This window comes from Paenibacillus sp. sptzw28, from assembly GCF_019550795.1.
Taxonomy (GTDB): Bacteria; Bacillota; Bacilli; order Paenibacillales; family Paenibacillaceae; genus Paenibacillus_Z.
In genome coordinates this window covers 220,178-244,082 of record NZ_CP080545.1, presented here as the reverse complement: position 1 = coordinate 244,082, position 23,905 = coordinate 220,178, and the positions used below count along the sequence as shown (strand labels likewise).

23 protein-coding genes and 1 pseudogene are annotated in these 23,905 nt (G+C 52.5%); 23 read left to right on the top strand and 1 reads right to left on the bottom strand.

The window, feature by feature from the left end:
- The first annotated feature begins 102 nt into the window (after positions 1 to 102).
- The 11 genes and pseudogenes from rnmV to KZ483_RS01065 all read left to right on the top strand — a co-directional run bounded on the left by rnmV (position 103) and on the right by KZ483_RS01065 (position 8,887).
- Positions 103 to 684, top strand: a complete 582-nt coding sequence (gene rnmV / locus KZ483_RS01115; RefSeq protein WP_220353190.1) for a ribonuclease M5 — start codon at positions 103 to 105, stop codon at positions 682 to 684.
- Entirely contained in the window at positions 681 to 1,589 is a 909-nt protein-coding gene (gene rsmA, locus KZ483_RS01110; RefSeq protein ID WP_220350971.1) for a 16S rRNA (adenine(1518)-N(6)/adenine(1519)-N(6))-dimethyltransferase RsmA, read from the top strand. Before rnmV ends, rsmA begins: the two co-directional genes overlap by 4 nt.
- Before the next feature lie 179 nt (positions 1,590 to 1,768).
- Positions 1,769 to 2,650: a sporulation peptidase YabG gene (yabG, locus tag KZ483_RS01105; RefSeq protein ID WP_220350970.1), complete on the top strand. Its 882-nt coding sequence runs from the start codon at positions 1,769 to 1,771 to the stop codon at positions 2,648 to 2,650.
- A 151-nt stretch (positions 2,651 to 2,801) separates the two neighbouring features.
- On the top strand, positions 2,802 to 3,071 hold the full coding sequence (gene veg, locus KZ483_RS01100; protein WP_220350969.1) for a biofilm formation stimulator Veg: 270 nt from the start codon (positions 2,802 to 2,804) through the stop codon (positions 3,069 to 3,071).
- A 156-nt stretch (positions 3,072 to 3,227) separates the two neighbouring features.
- Positions 3,228 to 3,404 (top strand): annotated as a pseudogene (locus tag KZ483_RS01095) (small, acid-soluble spore protein, alpha/beta type); the annotation flags it as partial.
- A 377-nt stretch (positions 3,405 to 3,781) separates the two neighbouring features.
- On the top strand, positions 3,782 to 4,636 hold the full coding sequence (gene ispE / locus KZ483_RS01090; RefSeq protein ID WP_220350968.1) for a 4-(cytidine 5'-diphospho)-2-C-methyl-D-erythritol kinase: 855 nt from the start codon (positions 3,782 to 3,784) through the stop codon (positions 4,634 to 4,636).
- A gap of 81 nt (positions 4,637 to 4,717) precedes the next feature.
- Entirely contained in the window at positions 4,718 to 5,548 is an 831-nt protein-coding gene (purR, locus tag KZ483_RS01085) for a pur operon repressor (RefSeq protein WP_220350967.1), read from the top strand.
- Between the two features lie 29 nt (positions 5,549 to 5,577).
- Entirely contained in the window at positions 5,578 to 5,970 is a 393-nt protein-coding gene (locus tag KZ483_RS01080) for a RidA family protein (RefSeq protein ID WP_220350966.1), read from the top strand.
- 139 nt (positions 5,971 to 6,109) lie between these two features.
- Positions 6,110 to 6,394, top strand: coding sequence for a septation regulator SpoVG (spoVG, locus tag KZ483_RS01075; RefSeq protein WP_018759486.1), 285 nt, complete (start codon positions 6,110 to 6,112; stop codon positions 6,392 to 6,394).
- Between the two features lie 242 nt (positions 6,395 to 6,636).
- Entirely contained in the window at positions 6,637 to 8,037 is a 1,401-nt protein-coding gene (glmU, locus tag KZ483_RS01070) for a bifunctional UDP-N-acetylglucosamine diphosphorylase/glucosamine-1-phosphate N-acetyltransferase GlmU (RefSeq protein WP_309568623.1), read from the top strand.
- 199 nt (positions 8,038 to 8,236) lie between these two features.
- Positions 8,237 to 8,887 (top strand): 50S ribosomal protein L25, encoded by a 651-nt coding sequence (locus tag KZ483_RS01065; RefSeq protein ID WP_220350965.1) that lies wholly within the window; start codon positions 8,237 to 8,239, stop codon positions 8,885 to 8,887.
- 44 nt (positions 8,888 to 8,931) lie between these two features.
- Here the strand turns inward: KZ483_RS01065 and KZ483_RS01060 are convergent, their stop codons facing one another.
- The gene (locus KZ483_RS01060) at positions 8,932 to 9,132 is read right to left on the bottom strand and encodes a hypothetical protein (RefSeq protein ID WP_220350964.1); all 201 of its coding nucleotides are present in this window, start codon (positions 9,130 to 9,132) and stop codon (positions 8,932 to 8,934) included.
- A 379-nt stretch (positions 9,133 to 9,511) separates the two neighbouring features.
- Here KZ483_RS01060 and pth point away from each other — a divergent pair, with 379 nt between their 5' ends.
- The 12 genes from pth (at position 9,512) to KZ483_RS01000 (ending at position 23,817) form a co-directional block, all read left to right on the top strand.
- Complete coding sequence (gene pth, locus KZ483_RS01055) at positions 9,512 to 10,072, top strand: aminoacyl-tRNA hydrolase (RefSeq protein WP_220350963.1); 561 nt, start codon at positions 9,512 to 9,514, stop codon at positions 10,070 to 10,072.
- Between the two features lie 54 nt (positions 10,073 to 10,126).
- On the top strand, positions 10,127 to 10,357 hold the full coding sequence (locus KZ483_RS01050; protein WP_220350962.1) for an anti-sigma-F factor Fin: 231 nt from the start codon (positions 10,127 to 10,129) through the stop codon (positions 10,355 to 10,357).
- Between the two features lie 298 nt (positions 10,358 to 10,655).
- On the top strand, positions 10,656 to 14,204 hold the full coding sequence (mfd, locus tag KZ483_RS01045) for a transcription-repair coupling factor (RefSeq protein ID WP_220350961.1): 3,549 nt from the start codon (positions 10,656 to 10,658) through the stop codon (positions 14,202 to 14,204).
- A complete protein-coding gene (locus tag KZ483_RS01040; RefSeq protein ID WP_220350960.1) occupies positions 14,191 to 15,297 on the top strand; it encodes a peptidylprolyl isomerase in 1,107 nt (368 codons plus the stop codon). The genes mfd and KZ483_RS01040 overlap by 14 nt, the downstream gene beginning before the upstream one ends.
- A 160-nt stretch (positions 15,298 to 15,457) precedes the next feature.
- Complete coding sequence (locus tag KZ483_RS01035; RefSeq protein ID WP_220350959.1) at positions 15,458 to 16,507, top strand: lactonase family protein; 1,050 nt, start codon at positions 15,458 to 15,460, stop codon at positions 16,505 to 16,507.
- A 330-nt stretch (positions 16,508 to 16,837) separates the two neighbouring features.
- Positions 16,838 to 18,115 carry an urea ABC transporter substrate-binding protein gene (gene urtA / locus KZ483_RS01030; RefSeq protein ID WP_220350958.1) on the top strand — a complete coding sequence of 426 codons (1,278 nt, stop codon included), beginning with the start codon at positions 16,838 to 16,840 and terminating at the stop codon, positions 18,113 to 18,115.
- 131 nt (positions 18,116 to 18,246) lie between these two features.
- Entirely contained in the window at positions 18,247 to 19,152 is a 906-nt protein-coding gene (gene urtB, locus KZ483_RS01025; protein WP_220350957.1) for an urea ABC transporter permease subunit UrtB, read from the top strand.
- A gap of 18 nt (positions 19,153 to 19,170) precedes the next feature.
- Entirely contained in the window at positions 19,171 to 20,262 is a 1,092-nt protein-coding gene (urtC, locus tag KZ483_RS01020; RefSeq protein WP_220350956.1) for an urea ABC transporter permease subunit UrtC, read from the top strand.
- Positions 20,225 to 21,010 (top strand): urea ABC transporter ATP-binding protein UrtD, encoded by a 786-nt coding sequence (gene urtD / locus KZ483_RS01015; RefSeq protein ID WP_258881491.1) that lies wholly within the window; start codon positions 20,225 to 20,227, stop codon positions 21,008 to 21,010. Before urtC ends, urtD begins: the two co-directional genes overlap by 38 nt.
- Positions 20,988 to 21,683, top strand: coding sequence for an urea ABC transporter ATP-binding subunit UrtE (gene urtE, locus KZ483_RS01010; RefSeq protein ID WP_220350955.1), 696 nt, complete (start codon positions 20,988 to 20,990; stop codon positions 21,681 to 21,683). The genes urtD and urtE overlap by 23 nt, the downstream gene beginning before the upstream one ends.
- 316 nt (positions 21,684 to 21,999) lie before the next feature.
- The gene (locus KZ483_RS01005; RefSeq protein ID WP_220350954.1) at positions 22,000 to 23,010 is read left to right on the top strand and encodes an ABC transporter substrate-binding protein; all 1,011 of its coding nucleotides are present in this window, start codon (positions 22,000 to 22,002) and stop codon (positions 23,008 to 23,010) included.
- A gap of 6 nt (positions 23,011 to 23,016) precedes the next feature.
- Positions 23,017 to 23,817: an ABC transporter permease gene (locus KZ483_RS01000; protein ID WP_220350953.1), complete on the top strand. Its 801-nt coding sequence runs from the start codon at positions 23,017 to 23,019 to the stop codon at positions 23,815 to 23,817.
- The last annotated feature ends 88 nt before the right edge of the window (positions 23,818 to 23,905 follow it).

The following is a 23,905-nucleotide window of genomic DNA, read 5'->3' as shown; positions in this document are numbered from 1 at the left end:
TTAACTCATTCATATCGTATTTTAAACGTAAATATGCCATGATAAGAAGAGGCGCTGCCTCTTCTTTTTGTATGTTTGTCTGAAGGGAATGGATCGATCGGTATGATCAATGAAATTATCGTTGTTGAGGGCAAGGACGATACGGTGGCAATCAAGCGGGCGGTCGATGCCGAGACTATAGAGACTGGCGGCTCGGCGGTCGGCGAGGATGTTCTTAGACGGGTGGAGCTTGCTCAGCAGCGGCGCGGGGTCATTATTTTTACCGATCCTGACCATGCTGGGGAGAGGATCCGCAAAATCGTGGCGCAGCGGGTACCCGGCTGCAAGCATGCTTTTCTGCCGCAGGAGGACGCCCTCTATAAGGGCGATATCGGTGTGGAGAACGCATCGCCGGAGGCGATCAAGCGTGCGTTGGCCAATGTGCGAACGGAATCAATCGATGGGGACAGCGGCAGTGGGACAAGTCTGCCGGAGATAACGTGGGACGACCTTATGAGGGCCGGGCTGCTGGCGCACCCGCAGGCTTCGGATCGGCGTCTTCGAATGGGAAATGTACTCGGTATCGGATATGCCAACGGTAAACAGTTTTTCAAGCGATGCTCTATGTTTCGTATTACACGGAAAGAATTTGATGACGCGCTTGAGCGGATGGAGCGGGAACTCGAAGGAGGAAGACAAGCATGAGCGGACCGAACGTGTACACGGATGTGGCAACCCCGAAGCGTACGCGCGACATAATTGCCAAATACGGTTTTTCATTCAAAAAAAGTCTCGGTCAGAACTTTCTGATCGATCAAAATATATTGCGCAAAATCGTTTCCGCCGCAGAATTGGATGAATCGAAGGGCGCCCTTGAGATCGGACCAGGCATAGGCGCGCTTACACAGCAGCTTGCACAAGCGGCGGGACGCGTAACGGCCGTTGAGATTGATGATCGGCTTATTCCGATTTTACGCGATGTACTGGCGGATAGGCCTAATGTTCACATCGAGCATGGGGACGTGCTGAAGCTTAACTTAAATCAATTGATCGAACGACAATTCGCCGGTCTCAGCGGAGTCAGCGTGGTGGCGAACCTGCCGTATTATGTGACCACCCCTATTCTGATGAAGCTTCTCGAGGAGAAGCTCGCGCTTGAGCATATCGTTGTCATGATTCAGAAGGAAGTGGCTCAGAGGATGGCTGCGAAGCCGGGAGGGAAGGATTACGGCAGCCTTAGCGTTGCAGTGCAGTATTATTGTGAGCCTGAGCTTGTATGTATTGTCCCGCACACCGTATTTATCCCTCAGCCGAATGTCGATTCCGCCGTTATTAAGCTTACGGTTAGGCAAAAGCCGCCGGTTGAAGTAGCCGACGAGGCGCACTATTTCCGGACGGTTCAGGCTTGTTTTGCACAGCGGAGAAAAACGATTGCCAACAACCTGACGGCTTTCGTCGGTAAAGCCCACCGAGAGCTGCTGGGACCGCTGCTGCAGAGCTGCGGGATTGATCCATCCCGTCGGGGCGAGACGCTCTCGCTGGCCGAATTCGCGGCACTTAGCCGTGCGCTGCTGGATGCTGGATTGCCTGATCACGAGGCGGGGCTGTAAAACAATAAGCCGGAAAGCGTTCTTCAGCTAACAAAGGCAGAATTAAACCAGTCGCCCATTCGGGCTGTGGCACGTCACAGCATGGAATGGGCGATATTTTCAAACCCGGAATAAATCAACTGTGAAAGCGCACCAACGGCCCTGTCCGCCCATAGGATAGACGAAGAGGTGATTTGCCCATGAAGCAAGGGGACCTGGTCGTCCGCAAATCGTATGGCGGGGACGTCCTTTTTCGCGTTGCAATCCTTGATCGAGAAACAGCCATACTAAAAGGTACGGACTACCGGCTGCTTGCGGATGCGCCGATTCCCGACTTGACGGTCGTCCGGGATCCGGAGTTTACTGGAGCGGCCAGACAGGTTCGAATCAAAGTCAGCGAATCGATGCGCCGTATGCAGGAGCAGCGTGATAAGCAGGTAATGCAGAACGAGAACGAAATTCGTATGGTGCTGAGCCAGAGCCAGCCGTATTTCGAAGTGCCCGGAAAAGTGCTTCACTTGGACGGGGATGTCAACTATTTGAAGAAAAGCATGCAGCTCTATACGCAGATGCGTGTCCCGGCGCACGGAATTCATGTACATGAGTCACAAATGCCGGATATGGTCCATCGGCTTCTGCCGCAGGTAAAGCCAGACATTATCGTCATAACCGGTCACGACGGCGTGCTTAAAATCAGAGAGTCCAATGATTTAAAAAGCTTATCGAGTTATAAGAATTCATTAAACTTCGTTAACTCTGTCAGAATTGCGCGCGAGTATGAGAAAAGCCGTGACGGCCTGATCATTATTGCCGGGGCCTGCCAGTCGCACTATGAGGCGCTGCTGCAGTCCGGGGCGAATTTCGCCAGTTCACCCGGTCGAGTGTTGATCCATGCCCTGGACCCGGTTTATGTTGCTATTAAAGCGAGCTATACGTCAATCCGCGAGACGATCAATCTTGCGGATGTCATTCACGGCACCATTAGTGGCATCGACGGTGTCGGCGGGATTGAAACACTGGGTAAATACCGAGTCGGATTACCGAAGCCGAAAGCGCTAACCGGCGTGAAGCCAACCATTTAATATTCCTCATTTCGGACATATTATACGTTATGATGAAAAAAATGGGCTTTTCGATGTTGACAATTCGTTTACTCCACTGTTATAATTATAACTTTTTGACAAATCACCTCTTTTTAGTTATAATGGACGAGGAAAGAGGTGGTAGTGGACAATGGCAAAAAATGCACTGATGGAGATCAAACGCAGTCTGGAAATCCATGTCGGCTCCAAAATACGTCTTCGAGCAAACGGTGGTCGCCGCAAGACCATTGAAAGAACCGGCGTGTTGGAAGAAATCTACCCTTCTGTATTCATTGTCAAACTGGACGAGGAGCAGCATGCTTTTAAGCGTGTATCCTACAGCTATGCGGATATCTTGACCGAGTCGGTTGAAGTCACTGTCGATAGCGATGACGGCCAAGTTCGCATAACGTATCATTAAAGCGTAAATGATCCAGTTTAAATAATCCGGGCGCTGACGCAAAGTCGGCGCTCTTTTTTTCTTCGTTCAGCGGCGATCAGTGCAAATCCCGGTGCGCATGAGAACCGTTAATTCACACATACTAACGCTAACACACAAGATGAAGGAGGATGCACCATGAGTCGTAAACGGCGTAGCGTGATGAGCGACCAGTTGAAGAATGAACTGGCTAAGGATTTAGGCTTTTATGAGACCGTACAGAATGAGGGTTGGGGTGGAATAAAGGCCAAGGACGCCGGCAATATGGTGAAACGGGCGATTCAGTTGGCAGAGCAGGCCGCAGCGAAACAAACGCAGCAGGCCGCTCAACAAACCGAATATGCGCGCCCTGCTCAGCAAACAACGCGGCCTACGCAGCAAACGCAATATGCGCAGCCCGCCCGGCAAACCGGATATGCACAGCCTGCCCAGCGTTCTCCCTACATCCAGCAGACGCAGGGGGCGCGGACGCCGAACATCCCGTCTTACATGCAGCAATCGCCTCAGACGCAGCAGCCACCTCAATACCGGCAATAACACTGCCTTAAGCCGGATATGAGCATTACCGAGAGCTAAGATGACCAAGCCCCCCGAAGGGGCTTGAAGGACGTCTTAGCTTTTCTTATAGCCTTTTGTTAAAATACAAGGAAGTGTACTGATCCTCCATACATAACGAACGGGTGAAAAAAGAAATGAAAGTGTATGAAAAAGCTCCGGCAAAGATCAATTTACTGCTCGACGTGCTGCGTAAACGCGAAGATGGTTTTCATGAAGTGGAAATGATTATGACGATGGTTGATTTGGCCGACCGCTTGGAGATGGAAGAGCTCCCGCGGGATACGATTATTATATCTAGTCAGGCCGGTTACATTCCGTTGGATGAGAAGAATCTAGCGTTTCAAGCGGCTAAACTTATCAAAGACCGTTACGACGTCCGAAGAGGCGTTTATATCCATTTGGACAAAAAAATCCCCGTCGCTGCGGGCTTGGCAGGCGGAAGCAGCGATGCGGCCGCCACGCTTCGGGGCCTAAACCGGCTGTGGGGGCTCAGTATCCCGGAGAGCGAGCTATGCACGCTCGGGGCCGAGCTCGGTTCGGATGTGCCGTTCTGCGTGACTGGCGGTACTGCAATTGCGCGCGGGCGGGGCGAGAAGCTTGAGCGCATCGATAACCCGCCCCAGTGCTGGGTTGTGCTTGCCAAGCCGCCGATTAACGTTTCGACGGCTGACGTGTACGGTAAGCTGCGGGCATCGGAACTGAAGAACCATCCTTCAACAGCAGGAATGCTTCGTGCGATCGCGGAAGGGTCATTTGCCGGGATTTGCGAGCATCTCGGCAATGTCCTCGAGAATGTGACGCTCCAGCTGTATCCGGAGGTTATGCAGCTGAAGGAGATCATGCATCGTCTAGGCGCCGACGGGGTACTGATGTCGGGCAGCGGACCGACGGTTTTCGGGCTGGTAAACAAGGAAGCGAAGGTATCACGGATCTATAACGGACTTCGGGGTTTCTGCAAAGAAGTGTATGTGGTAAGAATGCTGACATGAGAAGACGTTCTTCTTGATTAAATCCGTATAAAAATGCTATATTATCATTATAATATTCGGATTTAGCCGGGGGGAGTACCTGTGAAGAAATTAAAACGAAGTGCCAGGTTAGTAGAAATGACGCAGTACCTTCTTAACCGCCCCCATACGTTAATTTCTCTTACAGCATTCGCTGACCGCTATCAATCTGCCAAATCCTCCATTAGTGAAGACCTGGCTATCATTAAAGAGGTGTTCGAGGAAGAAGGGCTTGGCGAGCTGCATACGCACGCCGGCGCGGCAGGCGGCGTCAAATTTACTCCGATGATGGGCAAGAGCCATGCGCTTTCAATAATCAACAACATTTGCCGCCAGCTGGAACAGCCCGAAAGAGTGCTTCCGGGCGGCTATTTGTATATGACCGACATGCTTGGGATGCCGGGCCTTCTGGCCGATGTGGGCAGAATGTTTGCAACCGCCTTCGCGTCATCGGATATCGATTTGATCATGACGGTAGAAACCAAGGGTATACCGCTTGCCTACGCGACGGCATCCTATATGAACCTCCCGGTCGTTATCGTACGGCGGGACAACAAGGTAACGGAGGGCTCCGCTGTAAGTATCAATTACGTGTCGGGCTCGAACAAGCGGATTCAGACGATGTCGCTCGCCCGCCGGGCGGTTAAAGAGCAATCTCGGGTGCTCATTATCGACGACTTTATGAAAGCCGGGGGCACCGTGCAGGGAATGATGGATTTGTTGTATGAGTTTAACGCGATGGTAGCCGGAGTCGGCGTGTTTGTTGAATCCGGCGAGGTAGGGACGGAGGAGCGGCTGCTGGAGGATTATGTGTCGCTCGCGAAGCTGACGGCGGTTGATCTCAAGCTGAAGCACACGACCGTTGTTCCCGGGAATTATTTTGACAATAAATAAATTTTAATAAATGGAGGAAATTACCAATTATGAAGCATGTACCGCAAATCGTCTCGACGGAAAAAGCACCGGCCGCAATCGGCCCCTATTCGCAAGCCATAAAGCTCGGCAATCTGTTGTTCACATCCGGGCAAATACCGCTGAACGCGGAAGGTCAGTTGGTCGAAGGCGGCATCGAGGAACAAACTCACCAGGTGTTCCGCAACCTGGAAGCGGTTCTGGCGGAAGCAGGAGCAACGTTCTCGGATGTGGCTAAAGCGACGGTATTTATCAAAGACATGAATCAATTCGCAGCGCTAAATTCGATTTACGCTACATACTTCGGCGACCATAAGCCGGCACGCTCAACCGTAGAAGTGGCAAGGCTTCCGCGAGACGTCCTTGTCGAAATTGAACTGATTGTATCAATAAAAGTCGAATAGAAGTCGAATAAAATCGAATGATTTTTGTAATAAAAAAATATTTTATTTTGGAGCAGAATTTTCCAAAAATATAAAGGATTTTGCATCAGAATGTGGAATTATACACCAAGTCTTTGAGAGGCAAAGGTGGTGAACACAAGTGCAAATTACTGATGTCAGACTCCGCCGTGTGAATTCCGAAGGGCGCATGAAGGCGATCGCTTCCATTACCATTGACAATGAATTTGTCGTTCACGATATTCGTGTCATCGACGGCAACAATGGAATGTTTGTGGCCATGCCGAGCAAGCGGACTCCAGATGGAGAGTTCCGCGACATCGCGCATCCAATCTCTTCCACGACCCGTGAGAAGATTCAGGCAGCCGTTCTCGCTGAGTACGAGCGCGCCGCCACGGAGGAAGAAGTGATTGAAGAAGGAGCGTAATTAGGAAATTGGGGCATTGCAGGAACTGGTCAAGAGCGAAGCGAGATCATTTGCCTTCCAGCATTCTTGGAGAGAGGGAGCCTTTACGGGCTCTCTTTTCTTTTTGTGCGGAATACGCTATATTCAGTAGAGAATTTATGAGGCAGGAGTTTGTTCCGGCCGCCCGGCGAGGTGCATCAGTATCTCATACGAAAGGTGTTCCAGGACTCACTCAACGCCTGTCTACGCCAGGAGGGACTATTTTGAAAGTAATGGCAATCGTACTCGCTGCCGGACAAGGTAAGCGGATGAAATCGAAATTATATAAAGTGCTGCACCCGGTATGCGGGAAGCCGATGGTCGGCCATGTACTGGAAACAGTCAAAGAGGCTGCTTGCGAGCGGACGGTTGTCGTCGTAGGCCATGGCGCGGAAGCGGTGCAGTCTTATGTCGGAAACGAAGCCGAATTTGTGCTGCAGGAGAGGCAGCTCGGTACAGGGCATGCGGTGCAGCAGGCGGAATCGCTGCTTGGGGGCGAACAAGGCACAACCGTGATATTGTACGGCGATACGCCGCTTGTCACATCGGGGACGATCAGAGCGCTGCTCGAGCTCCACGAGCGTAAGAAATCGGCAGCGACCGTGCTCACTGCCGTCGTCCCGAATCCGCAGGGACTAGGCCGCATCATTCGGGATGAGTCCGGCCTCGTACAGGGAATCGTGGAGCAGAAGGATTGTTCCGAGGAGCAGACTGCGATCACGGAGATCAATACCGGCATGTACTGCTTTGATAACGCAAAGCTGTTCGATGCCCTCAAACAAGTGAAAAACGATAACGCACAAGGCGAGTACTACCTCACGGATGTCATGGGAATTTTGAAAAATGCAGGCGAGACGATTGAAGCTTACAGGGCGTCTGATTTTGCCGAGGGCATCGGTGTAAATGATCGGGTCGGCCTCGCCGAAGCCGAGCAGCTTATGCGGGCGCGGATTGTGCGGAAGCATCAAATAGCAGGCGTGACAGTGATTGACCCGGCCGCCACATATATTGAAGCTGATGTAGTTATCGGTGCGGACACCGTTATATATCCGGGAACGATGCTCAGAGGCCGTACCAGCATTGGGGAAGACTGCGTTATCGGACCTCAGGCTGATATTACGGACACGACGATCGGCAGCGGCGTTACGGTGAAGCACTCGGTGACGGCGGAGGCGGTTATCGGCGATGAAAGCTCCGTCGGCCCTTATGCCTACATGCGCCCAGGCTCCAAGATCGGCGCCCGCTGCAAGATCGGCGACTTCGTCGAATTGAAGAATGCGGAGCTTGGAGACGATACCAAAGTATCCCATCTAAGTTATGTGGGTGACGCCAAGGTCGGCAAAGACGTCAATATCGGGTGTGGTGCGATAACCGTCAATTATGACGGTTACAACAAATCTATCACGGAAATCGGCGACAATGCATTTGTAGGGAGCAACGTCAATTTGATCGCACCGGTGAAGGTCGGGGACGGAGCTTACGTTGTCGCGGGCTCTACGATAACGCATGACGTTCCGGCAGGCGACCTCGCGATCGCGCGCGAGCGCCAAGTAAATAAGCCGGCTTATGCCGATAAGCTTCGAGCCAGAGCGAGAGCAAGGAAGGACAACGCAGGTAAACAGTAGTGCAAGCGTAAGATTCTTTAACCGGGAGAAGCGGTGCTATAACATGCCGATCCCGGTTTTTGTTTATTTCTGGCCCGTAGTGGGTATGAATATATGGTGATTGATCGTAATGTGACCGTTTCTCAAGCGAGATTTTTGAGCTTTCGAGGTCGCTATGCGAGGAAGACTCTCAAAAACAATTTTTTAGGAGGTTCCCATCATGGCCATACCTTTTAAGGCGCAGGAACGGACAGTTGGATCGCAGGGACAATTAAGAAAGTTGCGGCTTGCGGGGATCATACCCGGTGTCGTGTACGGCAAGAAGCTGAACGCGCCGCTGCCCGTCTCAGTGGATGAAAAAGAATTGATGGCGTTATTGCGCTCTCATCCGCATGCTCTGCTTGAAATAGAGCTGCCTGGCTCCGGCAAGCAGCCTGTTATTTTGACGGACGTCCAGCGCGATGCTCTCTCGCAAAGCGTACTCCATATTGATTTTCACCAAATAAATATGAATGAAACCGTCAAGACGCCGGTCCGAATCGACCTAGTGGGTGATTCGCAAGGGGTAAGGGAAGGCGGCGTACTGCAGGCCATGCTTCATGAGATTGAAGTACAGTGCTTGCCAGGCAGCATTCCGGAAGCGCTTGAGCTCGATGTAACCAACCTTCTGGTCGGCGAGAACTTGCTCGTCAGCGACCTGAAGCTGCCGGAAGGCGTTACCACGAGACTTGATCCGGATCAGGTTGTCGTCACTATTCTGGCACCGCAGAAAGAAATCACGGCCGAAGAAGCGGAGGATGCATCCGTGGAAGCGGAAGAAGCGGACAAGCGTGCGAAGGAAGCTAATATGGAAGAGGTTCATACGGAGTAAAACGTGGGAAAAAAGGGCTGCGAGAGCAGCCCTTTTATTTTTTTTCAGTAACCGGGACGGGAAACAAAGGTAAATTGCCTTCGATTGTAGAAAACATTATTAATCTTGATGTACTCAGGGCAGAATTGTTCGACGAAGCCGATATCGCTATGCTCCGCGCCCCAATAGATTTGGACCGGAACATTGGCTTCGCAATGATCCTTGAAATGAAAATCATCAAAAATCAATTGACCGTTTAAATACATCGAGTACGCTCCTTTGTATTCGAAGTTCATGGGCAATTTGCCGTCTATATACATATGACAATTGGCGTGAATGATTCGTTGCATCATTACAAAATAATTACAACAAACGCAAAACCTAAGCATATGCTTTCGAAGTGAGTTTTTGCTCAGACAGCCGCACGCTATGGCGGCAGAGTGGGCCAAGCCACGCAAAACCTAAGCATATGCTTTCGAAGTGAAGTTTTTGCTCAGACAGCCGCACGATATGGCGGCAGAGTGGGTCAAGCCACGCAAAACCTAAGCATATGCTTTCGAAGTGAGTTTTTGCTCAGATAGACGTCGCTGTGCTGGTCTATTGGGCAAAGCCACGCAAAACCTTTTTAGGAGTTGAACGATTTAAATGAAATGGATTGTCGGATTAGGCAACCCGGGCACGGCTTATCAAGGGACGCGCCACAATATAGGGTTTATGGCCGTTGATGCACTCGCGAAGCGGTGGGGTATAAGCGTAACGCAAAATAAATGTAAGGCGCTGCTGGGGGAAGGTATTGCGGCGGGCACCAAGGTCGTGCTGATCAAGCCCATGACCTACATGAATTTGTCCGGGGAAACGGTACGCGGCTTCATTGACTATTTTAAAGCGGACCTGGCAGACTGCATAATCGTATATGACGACCTCGATACCGAAATCGGTAAAATCAGGCTCCGCTATCAAGGCAGCGCAGGAGGCCATAACGGGATCAAGTCGATCATCGCGCATACGGGCACGCAAGTGTTCAACCGTGTGAGGATGGGAATTTCGAGACCGCAGCCAGGCATGAACATCGCCGATTACGTATTGTCCAATTTTCCTAAAGGAGATACGGACAAGGTTGCCTCAATGGTGGAAGAGGCTTGTGACGCAATTGAGTTCGCGCTCGGGCATCCATTCGACCAAACTATGGCCAAATTCAACCGTTAAAGTTGGCTGCAGCCGGGCATACTGAGGGTATAACGAACCTTCAGGAGGCATAATATGGCTGTAAATTATATTTGCCGGCATTGCAAGTCGGCTATCGGTTCCATTGACAGTACTACGGTTTCGGAATTTCAACTCGGGTTCCATTTCTTGACCCCTGAGGAGCGCAGCGATATAATAGCGTATAATCCAAACGGAGACGTGACGGTTAAAGTCATTTGCGACTATTGCCGAGAGGCGATTGAAACGAATCCGGAACTATCACTTGTGAGCAGTCCTTTGCAATAAGGGAAGGGTCCCGGATATCGACAAGTGAGCCTTGGCGCACGGCTGAGGCTCCTTTTGTGACGGAAACCCGCCGCTCCTTTTCCACCGTGCCCTTTTCTTGAAATTATCAGATCGTAAGGAATCCGCTGATCCCTGTTCTGGTATATTTGAGGGAAGAAACTTATATCGCAGCCGCCACACGGCGCGAGAGGTTCTTCTTGAAATATCAGAATAATAAATTTCCCCCATTCTTTTCTGATATTTCTTGGGAAGAAACTTGCATCACCGCAAGGAAGGCGATGCCGTTTCTTCTTGTGGAATGAAACGAGGTGCAGCAAAGTTGAAAGCTTTACTAGAGGCTTACGCCGCGGATATGGACTTTCAGTCGGTCGTATCCGGAATACGAAAAGGAATGCGGGAGCAGCTTGTATCGGGTCTTGCCGGATCTTCGCGGCAGGTAATGATCGGCGCGCTCATGCGGGAGCTGGGCAGGCCGATGCTGGTCGTGACCCACAATATGTTCGCAGCGCAGAAGATCGCGGAGGATTTGCTCGAATGCCTATCCGCCGAAGATGTACTCCTGTATCCCGCCAATGAATTGGTCGCCGCGGAAGCGGCTATATCCAGCCCGGAAACGCTGGCGCAGCGGATGGATGTGCTTATCCGATTGTCGCAAGGCTTTCGCGGGATTATTGTCGTGCCCTTCTCCGGCATCCGCCGGTATTTACCGATAAGAGGCGTCATGGCCGAGGCGCGCATCGAGCTGCGGGTCGGCGAGACGATGACTATGGAAGCGTTTTTACAACAAATGATAGAGCTTGGCTACGTACGGGTCGATAAGGTTGAAGGTAAGGGCGAGATGAGCGTACGCGGCGGCATCGTTGATTTCTACCCGCTCACCACTGCTCATCCTTATCGTATCGAATGGTTCGACGATGAAATTGACTCCATACGGACCTTCGATTCCTCCGACCAACGATCGATAGATAAGCTGGAGAGTTACGTGGTACCCCCATGCCAAGAAATAACAGCCGAGGCCGGCCGGTTTCAAAATGCGGCTCAGCATGCGTCCGAGCTGCTCGAGCAGCAGCTGCAGAAGATGACGGACCGGACGGCAAAGGACCGGCTGCGTGCCGAGATTGGCGCGGAGATCGATAAGCTCCGGGAGCATCAATATTTTCCGGAAATCTATAAATATATTTCACTGCTGTATCCGGAGAGACAGACACTGTTCGACTATATGCCCGAGGATACGCTGCTTATTTATGATGAGCCCACAAGGCTTATTGAAACAGGAAAACAACTGGAGCGCGATGAGGCGGAATGGGCGATGCACCTGCTGCAGAATGGGAAGTCGCTGCCCGGACTTGCGATTGCGCGGCCGTCGGAGGATGTACTCTATCACCGGCCGTTTCCGACGCTGTTCCTCTCGCTCTTTTTAAGGCAAATTCCGCATACTCAGCCGCAAAATATTTTGAACGTCGTGTGCCGCTCAATGCAAAATTTCCACGGTCAGATGAATGTTCTGAAGGCCGAGATGGAACGCTGGCGCAAATCGGGCGCCCAGGTCATGATGCTGGCGGGCAGCACGGAACGGATGGACAGGATTCGCAGGGTACTCCATGATTACGGCATTGAGCCGCCGATTCTTATTGAGGGCAACCTTCAATCGGGGTTCGAGCTTCCGTCGATTCATCTCATTGTTATCACCGAGGGCGAGATGTTCTCGCAGAAGCAGCGCAAGGCCCGGCGGATAGACAAGAAAATCGATAACGCCGAGCGGATCAAAAGCTATACCGAGCTGAAGGTCGGCGACTACGTCGTGCACCAGAACCACGGGATCGGCAAATACATGGGCATCGGCACGCTGGAAATCGCCGGTATTCATAAGGACTATATTCATATCTTGTATGCGGGCGGCGATAAGCTGTCCGTTCCGATCGAACAAATCGACCTGATCCAGAAGTATGTGGGGTCGGAGGAAAAGGAACCGAAGGTATACAAGCTAGGCGGCAGCGAATGGACGCGTGTGAAGACCAAGGTGCGCTCCTCCGTGCAGGATATCGCCGACGAACTCATCAAGCTGTACGCTGAGCGGCAGGCGACGAGCGGGTTCGCGTTCGGGTCAGATACGTCTTATCAGCAGGAATTCGAAGCGATGTTTCCCTATGACGAGACACGCGATCAGCTGCGGGCAATCGAGGAAATCAAGAAAGATATGCAGACGCCGCGTCCGATGGACCGGCTGCTCTGCGGGGACGTCGGATACGGCAAGACGGAGGTCGCCGTTCGCGCCGCGTTCAAGGCGGCTATCGAAGGGAAACAGGTCGCGATTCTGGTTCCTACTACGATTCTGGCCCAGCAGCACTACGAGACGTTCCGCGAGAGGTTCTCGGGATTTCCGTTCAACGTTCAGGTGCTGAGCCGCTTCCGCTCCAAGAAAGAGCAGACCGATACGATGAAAGGGCTGAAAGCCGGAACCGTCGATGTTGTTATCGGTACCCACCGGCTGCTTTCTCAGGATATTATTTTTAAGGATCTGGGCCTGCTCATCGTCGATGAGGAACAGCGGTTCGGCGTCTCCCACAAAGAGAAGCTGAAACGGCTGAAAACAAATGTCGACGTTCTGACGCTGACGGCAACGCCGATACCGCGTACGCTGCATATGTCCATGCTTGGGGTGCGGGATTTGTCCGTTATCGAGACGCCGCCGGAGAACCGGTTCCCGGTACAGACATACGTTGTGGAATACAGTCCGTCGCTGGTAAGGGAATCGATCGAGCGCGAGTTGGCTCGGGGCGGCCAGGTCTATTACCTTTATAATCGTGTACAGGGCATCCATCAGATTGCGGAGCAAATCAACGCTCTGGTGCCCGATGCCCGCGTTGCGGTCGGCCACGGCCAGATGTCCGAGCAGGAGCTCGAGAAGACGATTCTCGACTTCCTTGACGGCGAATCCGATGTGCTCGTCAGCACAAGCATTATCGAGACGGGCGTCGATATACCGAACGTAAATACGCTTATTGTACACGATGCGGACAAAATGGGGCTTTCCCAGCTTTATCAGCTGCGTGGACGGGTGGGTCGCTCCAACCGGATCGCTTACGCCTATTTCACCTACCAGCGCGACAAAGTGCTGACAGAGGTGGCCGAGAAGCGGCTGCAGTCGATCAAGGAGTTCACGGAGCTCGGTTCCGGGTTTAAAATCGCGATGCGCGATCTGGCCATCCGGGGAGCGGGAAACCTTCTGGGCGCCGAGCAGCACGGATTTATCGCTTCCGTCGGCTTCGACCTATATTCACAAATGCTAGCGGACGAAATCGCCAAGCGGAAGGCGGATATGGGCGAAACCGAGGCCGAACCGGTTAAAGAAGTCAGCACCGTGATTGACATGAGTATAGATGCGTACTTGCCCTCGGCGTATATTTACGATAGCATACAGAAGATAGAGATATATAAGAAAGTGGCTGCTGTCCGTTCGCTTGAGGAAGCCGAGGATTTGCGCGAGGAGCTGGTGGACCGGTTCGGCGATCTGCCGCAATCGGTGGACAACCTGCTTGCCGTAGCGCGGCTGAAAGTACTGGGCGCCGCATGCGGCATCGAGCAATTGAGCGGCAAGGGCGATGATCTAAGCTTGCGGTTCGCGGAGCGCGAGAAGCGCCGGTTTGACACGAAGAAAGTCGACAGGCTCTGTATGCAATTCGAGAACCGGATCAAGAGGTCTATCGGACCTGAAGCATATCCGCTTGTCCAGCTTCGCGGCAAAGGGCTTACGATGGAGCAGAAGCTCGAACTGTTGGAGCGTTTCATGATCCAATATAAAGAGAACATACACTCGAAAGGGGAACTACAAGATGTTGCGCACTAACAGTTGGAAAAAGGGGATTCTGCTATCGCTGGCGGCTGTATTGCTAGTCGTGCTGGCTGCGGGATGCGGCAAGAAGAATGCAGAGAGCGCCGTACCCGGAGCAGGTCAAGGCAAAGTCATCGCCACATACAAAGACGGCACGGTGACGGAGACGGAGTTTAACAAATATTCGACTTTCTTTGGCATCGTACAGCCTCAGACAGAAATGTACTTGAGCATTCCGCAGCTGAAGGAACAGTTCCTGCGTGAGTATATCGGTTATAAAATTTTGCAATCCAGACTTCCGGAGAAGAAGGAAGACAAAGCTGCCGAGGACGAAGTAAACAAATTCTACACGCAGTTGAAAACACAAATCGACGCTTCTGCCGACATTAAGGCTAAAGTGGATAAGGCTGGTCTGACGGAAGCCGACATTAAATATTTCTACTCGATGATCACTTCGATCATGAAAGATCAGGAAAGCAAAGTCACGGATGCCGAAGTTAAAGCCCAATATGACAAAACAAAGGACGATTATAACGTCATTACCGTACGTCATATCCTGATTGGAACGGTAAACCCGCAAACCGGCGAAGAGACCCGTTCGGAGGCGGACGCGCTCAAACGTGCGCAGGAAGTGAAGAAGAAGCTGGACGCCGGCGGGGATTGGAAGACGCTGGCTAAAGAATATTCCGACGATGACGGCTCCAAGGAAAACGGCGGCTTGTATGAGAATCAACAAGCAAAATCCTGGGTCGCCGAGTTTAAGGATGCCGCCAACAAACAGGCAATCGGCAAAATCGGCGATCCTGTGAAGTCCTCATACGGCTATCACGTGATGGAGGTTCTGAAACGTGAGCCGACGCCGTTCGATAAGCTGAGTGCTGCGGATAAAGAAGGCCTGAAGCAAGCGGTCGCTTCGGAGAAAATGAACACGTTCATGACGAAAGAACTGCCGGGCCTTATTACGAAGATCGACCTGCCGCAAGCGGAAGCGCCGAAAACCGGCGAAGGCGCGACGAATGGAGCGACAAACGGCGCCACTAATGGGGCGACGAACGGCACCACCGACGGCGCTGCCAAGCCGGACGAGAAGAAAACGGAGACGAAATAATACTTGCCAACGTGCATGAATGACAAGCTCAGCTATCCAATGCTGGGCTTGTTTTTTATGCATACGGTTCGGGGTAAAGGTATGAATGAAATAAAGACATGCGCTTTAGGGGGGATTTTTGTATGATGGTAGAAGTGATGGACAATGGGAGGGATTGTATTTGGGACAACAGCTGCAGTTTTTCGTCGGTTCCTATGCCGCTAAAGACGCTGAAGGGATCACGCTGATCCGTTTAGATACGGCGACGGGAGAGATGGAACGCATCGCCGGAAAGACCGGTATCGCAAATCCGTCTTTTCTGATATTAAACCGCAATCGCACGCGTTTATATGCGGTGAGCGAGACGGATCCGCATCCAGGGAGCGTCGCAAGCTTTGCAGTCGACCCGAATGGTGGCTTAAACCTTATGAATGAGCAGCCTGTCATGGGCACTGCCCCCTGCCACGTTACTCTGGACCAAGAGGACAGGTGCTTGATCGCGGCGAATTATAACGGCGGCAATGTTGTCCTTTTTCCTATTGGGCCGGATGGTACAGTCGGGCCCATAGTCGACAACGTTCGGCACTCCGGGCGCGGCCCGCGCGATGACCGCCAGGAAGGACCGCATCCGCACTCATCGATCATCGACCCCTCGGGCCGCTTTGCGATAGTAGCCGACCTTGGTACGGATAAGCTGGTACATTACCGGATCGACTATAGTGCGGGCCGTCTGATTACCGAGTGTGAGACCACGGCTTCTCCCGGGGCAGGGCCTCGCCATCTCGCTTTTCACCCTGCCGGGCGGTTTCTCTATGTCGTGAATGAGCTGAGCAGTACGATTACGGTTTACCGGTATGAGGGCGGGGAGACGGCTCTTGAGCCTCTGCAAACCATATCAACGCTGCCGGAGTCCTTCGGCGGAGAAAATACATGTGCGGATATTCACCTTACAAGCGGTGGCCGTTTCCTGTATGCCTCCAACCGGGGGCATGACAGCATCGCTGGTTTCCGTGTGGGAGTCGATGGTTTGCTTGAGCCGGTCGAGATAACGCCCAGCGGCGGAAGGACCCCGCGAAATTTCGCAGTTACACCGGATGACCGCTATTTACTTACAGCTAACCAGCAGTCGGACTGTATCGTAAGCTATCGGATCAATGCCGATACAGGGCAGCTTCTGTTTACCGGTCATCGGTTGGAAATAGCAGCTCCCGTATGCATAGCCATCATGTAGAAGGCCGACCAAAACAATAAGCCGTGGATCCTTTCGTTTTTATGAAAGGGTCTTTTTTTATAATTGCGATGATATAATATATAACACGAAATGGACCACAAGTGAATAGAAGAATACTAAACGCAAGAAATAACTAACATATATATTACCTTATGTTGAACATAACCGTGATTTTGTTGAGAATTGGAGAATATCTATATTCGTAAAAGTCTTTGTGTTAACTATATTGACATGAAACCTAACATGATTTTATAATGAAATTCACGAACGATCAAACAGACTACCAGAGAATCGTTCGGAATAGAGAAAAAAGATTTGGGGAGTGGGAGAATGAAACCGAACGTTAAGAAAAGTACTATGCTGATGCTGGTGGCGCTCTGCTTGGTATTGGCGGCATGCGGGAGCAACGGAAGCAAGGAAACGTCAACCAATGCAGGAACGGGAGGCGCAGCCGATGGTGGCAGCGGCAGTGGAGGCGATGACAAAGGGGAAATTAAGGTCGGTATTCTTCATTCGCTTAGCGGCACCATGGCAATCAGCGAGGTGTCCGTTAAGGATGCGGAAATGATGGCGATCGACGAAATTAACGCAAAAGGGGGCGTCTTAGGGAAAAAGCTCGTGCCGGTTGTGGAAGACGGTGCATCCGATTGGCCGACTTTTGCTGAGAAAGCGCGCAAGCTGATCTCGGATGACAAAGTCGCAACCGTCTTCGGAGGATGGACATCGGCAAGCCGGAAAGCGATGCTGCCTGTGTTCGAGGAACTGAACGGACTTCTATGGTACCCGGTGCAATATGAAGGGCTGGAGTCGTCCCCGAACATATTCTATACGGGTGCGACCACGAACCAGCAAATCGTACCGGCGGTTTCATGGCTGCTGCAAAACCGCGGCAAAAAGTTCTACCTGCTGGGCTCGGATTACGTATTCCCGCGGACGGCGAACAAAATCATCAAAGCGCAGCTGAAGGCCGAAGGCGGAGAGCTGGCAGGCGAAGAATACACCCCGCTCGGACATACCGATTACTCCACGATTATCAGCAAAATCAAAGAAGCAAAGCCTGACGTGGTGTTCAATACGCTTAACGGCGACAGTAACGTTGCTTTCTTCAAGCAATTGAAGGATGCCGGCATAACGGCGAAGGATCTGACCACACTCTCAGTGTCCGTTGCTGAGGAAGAAATCAGGGGCATCGGCACGGATGTGCTTGAAGGGCATCTGGCGGCATGGAATTATTATGAGACGACGGATACGCCGGCCAACAAAATATTCGTTGCAAACTACAAGAAGAAATACGGAGCCGATCGTGTAACGGCGGACCCGATTGAAGCGGGTTACGATGCGGTGTACTTATGGGCGGCCGCCGTAGAGAAGGCGGGCTCAACCGATGTCGCCAAGGTAAAAGAAGCGGCGAAGGGACTTGAGTGGGATGCGCCGGAAGGTAAAATTAAAATCGACGGCGACAACCAGCATATCTACAAAACGGTACGAATTGGAGAAGTCCAAGCGGACGGTCAATTCAAGGAGCTGTGGAACTCCGGCGAGCCGGTGAAGCCCGACCCGTACTTGAAAGGGTATGATTGGGCGGCTAGTCTTAGCTCGGGAACGTAATGCGGTTTTGCTTTTAGACTATCATAGCAATAATCAGGCAAGGGAAGTATTCGTCGGCCTCGCTCTCGAATGCTTCCTTTGTCGACATATGGACGTATTGGTGTTGAGCCTGACGCTGTAGGGGTGAATATATGGATGTTATCGTGCTTCAGCTGTTTAACGGAATAAGCATAAGCTCGATTTTGCTGCTGATTGCGCTTGGTCTGGCCATTACCTTCGGTCTGATGAAAGTGATTAATATGGCGCACGGCGAATTGATCATGATCGGCGCATACACGGCTTACGTGGTGCAGAATATGTTTACCTCGTACTTTCCCCAGTCCTTCTTCGGATGGTATTTCGTCCTTGCCATACCGGTGAGCTTCGCAGTGGCGTTTGTTTTCGGCCTGATACTGGAAATGACGCTCATCCGCTTTCTGTATGGAAGGCCGCTCGACAGCCTGCTCGCCACATGGGGCGTCGGACTTATGCTGCAGCAGCTGGCGCGGACCATCTTCGGCGCTCCGAATGTCGGAGTGACAAGCCCTTCGTGGCTGAACGGCGGGATGATGATTATGGGTGACACCGTGCTGCCTTATAAAAGATTGTTTATTATTGCTTTGGTGTTGGTTTGTTTGTCCGTAATGTACCTCTATATTTACCGGAGCCACTCCGGAAGGAGGATGCGGGCTGTCATGCAAAATCGCGAAATGGCCGCATGTCTCGGTATTTCTACGCGCCGCGTGGATGCTGTCACATTCGCCATCGGCTCCGGCATCGCAGGTATCGCGGGCTGTGCGCTTACGCTGATCGGTCCGATCGGCCCTTCTATCGGAACGTACTACATTGTCGACGCGTTCATGGTCGTGGTGCTCGGAGGCGTCGGGAAGCTGGTGGGCACCGTGTTCGGGGCACTCGGCATCGGATTATCGAACACGCTGTTCGAATATTGGACGACGGCATCGCTCGGCAAAGTGCTCGTGTTCCTGTGCATCGTCGCTTTCCTCCAGTGGAAGCCGATGGGACTGGTCGCGATGCGGACGCGTTCGCTGGATTAATGAAAGGTGGAATTAGGCATGCAAAAGCGAATGATGATGACGCCGCAGCGTTTATGGCTGCTGGCAGGCTACGCGGCTGCTGCAACGGCGCTGTTCTGCGCACCGCTGGTTCTGAGCGATTTCCGGCTCAACCTGCTGGCAAAGTTCTTGGCGTATGCCATCGTCGCGCTGGGGCTTGATTTAATATGGGGATATACCGGAATTTTAAGTCTCGGGCACGGCGTATTTTTCGGCCTGGGCGGCTACGCGATGGCCATGTACCTGAAGCTGGACGCAAGCGGCGGAAGGCTGCCGGACTTTATGGATTGGAGCGGACTGACGGCTCTTCCGTGGTTCTGGAAGCCCTTCGGCAGCTTCGGATTCGCCGTTGCGGCCGGCATACTCATTCCTGCGCTGCTTGCGCTCTTCCTCGGTTATTTCACATTCCGCAACCGGATTCGCGGCGTTTATTTTACGATACTGACGCAAGCGCTTGTCATTATTACGACTACGCTGTTTATCGGTCAGCAGGCTTTTACCGGAGGCACGAACGGCGTGACCGGCTACAGCAAGATTTTCGGCAGTTCGCTGGCATCCCCGGGCACAAAGCAGACGCTTTACTGGATTACGGTCGCCGCCCTCATTGCGGCGTTCGCGCTGTGCCGGTTTCTCGTGAAAAGCCGGTTCGGCAAAGTGCTGCGGGCAATCCGGGACGGGGAGAACCGTGTCCGCTTCATCGGCTATAACCCGGCAGTTTACCAAATGGTAGCCTTCGGCATTTCGGCCGGTCTGGCTGGGCTGGCAGGCATGCTGTTCGTGCTGCATGTCGGTATCATCTCGCCATCCATGATGGCCATCGTTCCATCGATCGAGATGGTGCTCTGGGTTGCGATCGGCGGCAGGGGAACGCTGTATGGGGCGGCGCTGGGGGCGATTTTGCTCAATTCGGCGAAGAGCGCATTCAGCGAATCGTATCCTACGATTTGGCTGTTCTTCATGGGTGCATTATTCGTTGTCGTTGTCGTCTTCCTGCCGAAAGGGGCGGCTGGACTGCTCAGCCAATTAAAGCGGATTGGAAGGAGGAAGGCGGCGGATGAAGGAGCAGATGGAGTCCGTTATCCTGCAGTGTGATGATGTTACCGTCGATTTTGACGGCTTTAAGGCGGTACAGGGCATGAATTTCCGGCTTGAGCGCGGCGAGCTGCGCTTTCTGATCGGGCCTAACGGCGCGGGCAAAACCACGATGCTTGATGTGATTTGCGGCAAAGTAAAGCCGACCGCCGGTAAAGTGCTGCTTGGCGGGAATATTGACGTTACACGCAAGAAGGAGCATCAGATTGCGGAGCTTGGCATCGGACGCAAGTTCCAAACGCCTTCGATCTTCCAGTCGCTCACGGTTTATGAGAATCTGGAAATCGCGATGAAGCAGAACCGCGGCGTGTTTGCGGCAATGAGAGCAAAGATGAACGCCGAAGACCACGACCGCCTCGAAGCCCAGCTGGAACTGATAGGACTGCAGGGGAAGTCCGGCTGGCGGGCCGGCGGACTGTCGCACGGTGAGAAGCAATGGCTTGAAATCGGCATGATACTGCTGCAGGAGCCGCAAATTCTGCTTCTCGACGAGCCTGTCGCCGGCATGACTGACAATGAGACCGAGAAGACCGGCGAGCTGCTTGGTCACATCCGGAAGACACAGTCGATTGTAGTCGTGGAGCACGATATGGAGTTTGTACGGAATTTTGCCAGCAAGGTGACGGTTATGCATGAAGGCAAGCTGCTCAAGGAAGGCTCGATGGACGAAGTTCAGCGGGATGAACGGGTGGCGGAGGTATATTTGGGGAAAAGGCGGGGTGCGGATGCTGGCCGTTCAACAGCTTGAAGCGGGTTATGGCGAGAGCGTCATTCTGCGCGGTGTCACGCTAAAGGTAAAACCGGGGCAGGTGGTGTGTCTGCTCGGCCGCAACGGGGTTGGAAAGACGACGCTGATGAAGAGTATTATGGGCGTTCTCAAAGCACGCCAAGGCACCGTATCCTATTACGACGCGGATCTGACGAGGCGCTCGCCGGGAGAACGAGCTAAGCGGGGCATTGGTTATGTTCCGCAAGGGCGGGAAATTTTCCCACAATTAACGGTTTTCGAGAATGTGCTGCTCGGGCTCGAGGCTTCCCGCGAGAAGAAGCGGACCATTCCCGATTCGGCGATAGCCAAATTCCCAGTGCTGAGGACGATGTACGGCCGGAGGGGCGGGGACTTAAGCGGCGGCCAGCAGCAGCAGCTGGCGTTCGCCAGGGCGCTTGCGTCCGAGCCGGAGATGCTCCTCCTCGATGAGCCCTGCGAAGGCATACAGCCATCAATCGTCGATGATATCCGCGACGTTATCCGCTCGATCAAAGCGGACGGCAAGACGGCGATTTTGCTGGCAGAGCAAAGCCTGGAATTCGTAAAGGACGTCGGCGATTATTTTTACATTTTAGAGAAGGGCGCGATTGCCTGGGAGGGCGAATTGGCCGCTCTCAATGACGATGTCATCCGGTATTATTTAACAGTGTAGGTGAGTGTAATAAAACCTGACATATGCATTGACAGAATGTCACGATACCTCTTACAATACAGGTAGATGTAAGGTTGCTTGACAATAAAATAAAGTTCCTTAGCCATAGCGGCTGGGACGACAAGCTGTCTAGGGTTCCGTGGTCTATGCTTACGAATAATTATGTCGTAGTGCGGCCAGGCTGGTCCAAGAGGCGGCGTATGGAAGGAGAATCGGCAACGCGGATAGCTCGTCCATATAACACGGAAGGACAAAAGCCTGGGAGATGATCCCCGGGCTTTTTCTATTTTTACGACAAGACGGGAGCTGAAGATGGATGAAGAGAATGAGACAAACGGTCATTATTTTGCTGCTGGTTGTTATGTTAGCGGCACTTTCAGGCTGCGGCGGGTCGAAAGAAACGCCGGCGGGCGGATCGGACGAGCCGATTACCATCGCGCTTAGTCCGTGGCCCGGGTGGTTCTTCTGGTATCTAGTCGACGAAAAAGGCTTCTTCAAGAAACACGGCGTCAATGTGGAGCTGAAGTGGTTCCCAGTATACAGCGACTCGCTGCAGGCGCTCTCAACGGGTAAGGTTGACGCGAACAGCCAGACTCTGAGCGACACGCTCGCACCCGCTTCCAAGGGCATCGGGCTCAAAGCGGTCCTCGTTAATGATAACTCATTCGGCGGCGATGCGATCGTCAGCAAACAGGAGTTCCAATCGATCAAGGATCTGAAGGGGAAGACCGTTGCGACAGAGCTGGGTACAGTTGACCATTTGCTGCTGCTGACCGCGCTTGACAAGAACGGAATGAAAGAGAGCGATATCAATTACGTGAACATGACGGTGAACGATGCCGGCCCGGCCTTTATTTCCGGTAAAACGGACGCATCGGTGCTGTGGGAACCCTTCCAGACCAAGGCGGTCAAGGAAGGCAAGGGCAAAATTCTGTTTTCTTCCAAAGATACGCCGGGACTTATTCCCGATTTACTTGTGTTCCGGGATGACGTCATAAAGAATCGTCCTGACGATGTTCAAAAAATCGTCGATGCCTGGTTCGACGCGCTGGACTACTTCAAAACACATCAAGACGAAGCAATCCAGCTCATGGCTAAACATGCGGAGACGACGCCGGAGGATTTCAAGCTTGGACTGAGCAGCATCAAGCTGTTTACGGCCGATGATAATCTGACCGCGTTCGGCAAGCGCGATGACTATACATCGCTGAGGTACACTGCCGAGAAAACGGCCGCCTTCCTCAAAAAACTCGATATGGTCGGCGATATCAAAGATTTCGATGCGTTATTCGATCCGCAATTTGTCGAGAAAACTGCGAAGAGGTGATGAAGGGTGAATCCGCCTAAACGCCGGAAACCAAGCAAGCTTCAAATCTTCAAGGATATCGGCGGCAGGCCGTTTGCCTTCACTGCAGGCGTCTCGTTCGCTCTACTGCTGGCCATATGGTCGCTGCTCAGCTACACCGAAGCTGTGAACCCGGTGTTCCTGCCTAAACCGCATCAAGTGCTCATTGAAATGATTCATCTGCTCGGCACTGCCGACTACTGGCATCATATCGGCATCAGCCTGTTCCGCGTAACCTCAGGCTTCGTCCTGGCCTGCATTATCGGCATCCCGATCGGCATATTCGCAGGCACATTCAAGTACGGCGAAGCGCTCGTGGAGCCGCCGATGGAGTTCATCCGCTATATGCCTGCCGTAGCATTCATCCCTCTTATCATGGTGTGGGCGGGCATCGGCGAATGGGCGAAAATATTGCTTATCTTTATCGGCTGCTTCTTCCAACTCGTGCTTATGGTGGCGGATAACACGCGCCGCGTTTCCCATGATTTGCTGCAAGCATCCTTCACGCTTGGGGCAAGTCGCTGGCAAGCGATCGAAACGGTGCTCATCCCTGCTATTCAGCCGCAGCTGATGAATACGATGCGCCTTATTCTGGGCTGGGCGTGGACGTATTTGGTCGTAGCCGAGCTGGTCGCGGTCAACAGCGGTCTCGGCTATGCGATTATGAAGGCGCAGCGGTTTTTGAACACGGATCAGATCTTTGTCGGCATTATCGTTATTGGTTTGCTCGGACTGATCAGCGACCGGATTTTTGCTTTCCTGAGCCGAAGGCTGTTCCCTTGGGCATAGCGGCGTGAGTTTTTTCGAGTTGTATTGTCATAAAAGTATCGAAAAAACTCTTAGGCGAATGCTTCCGAAGTGAGTTTTTTCGAGTTGT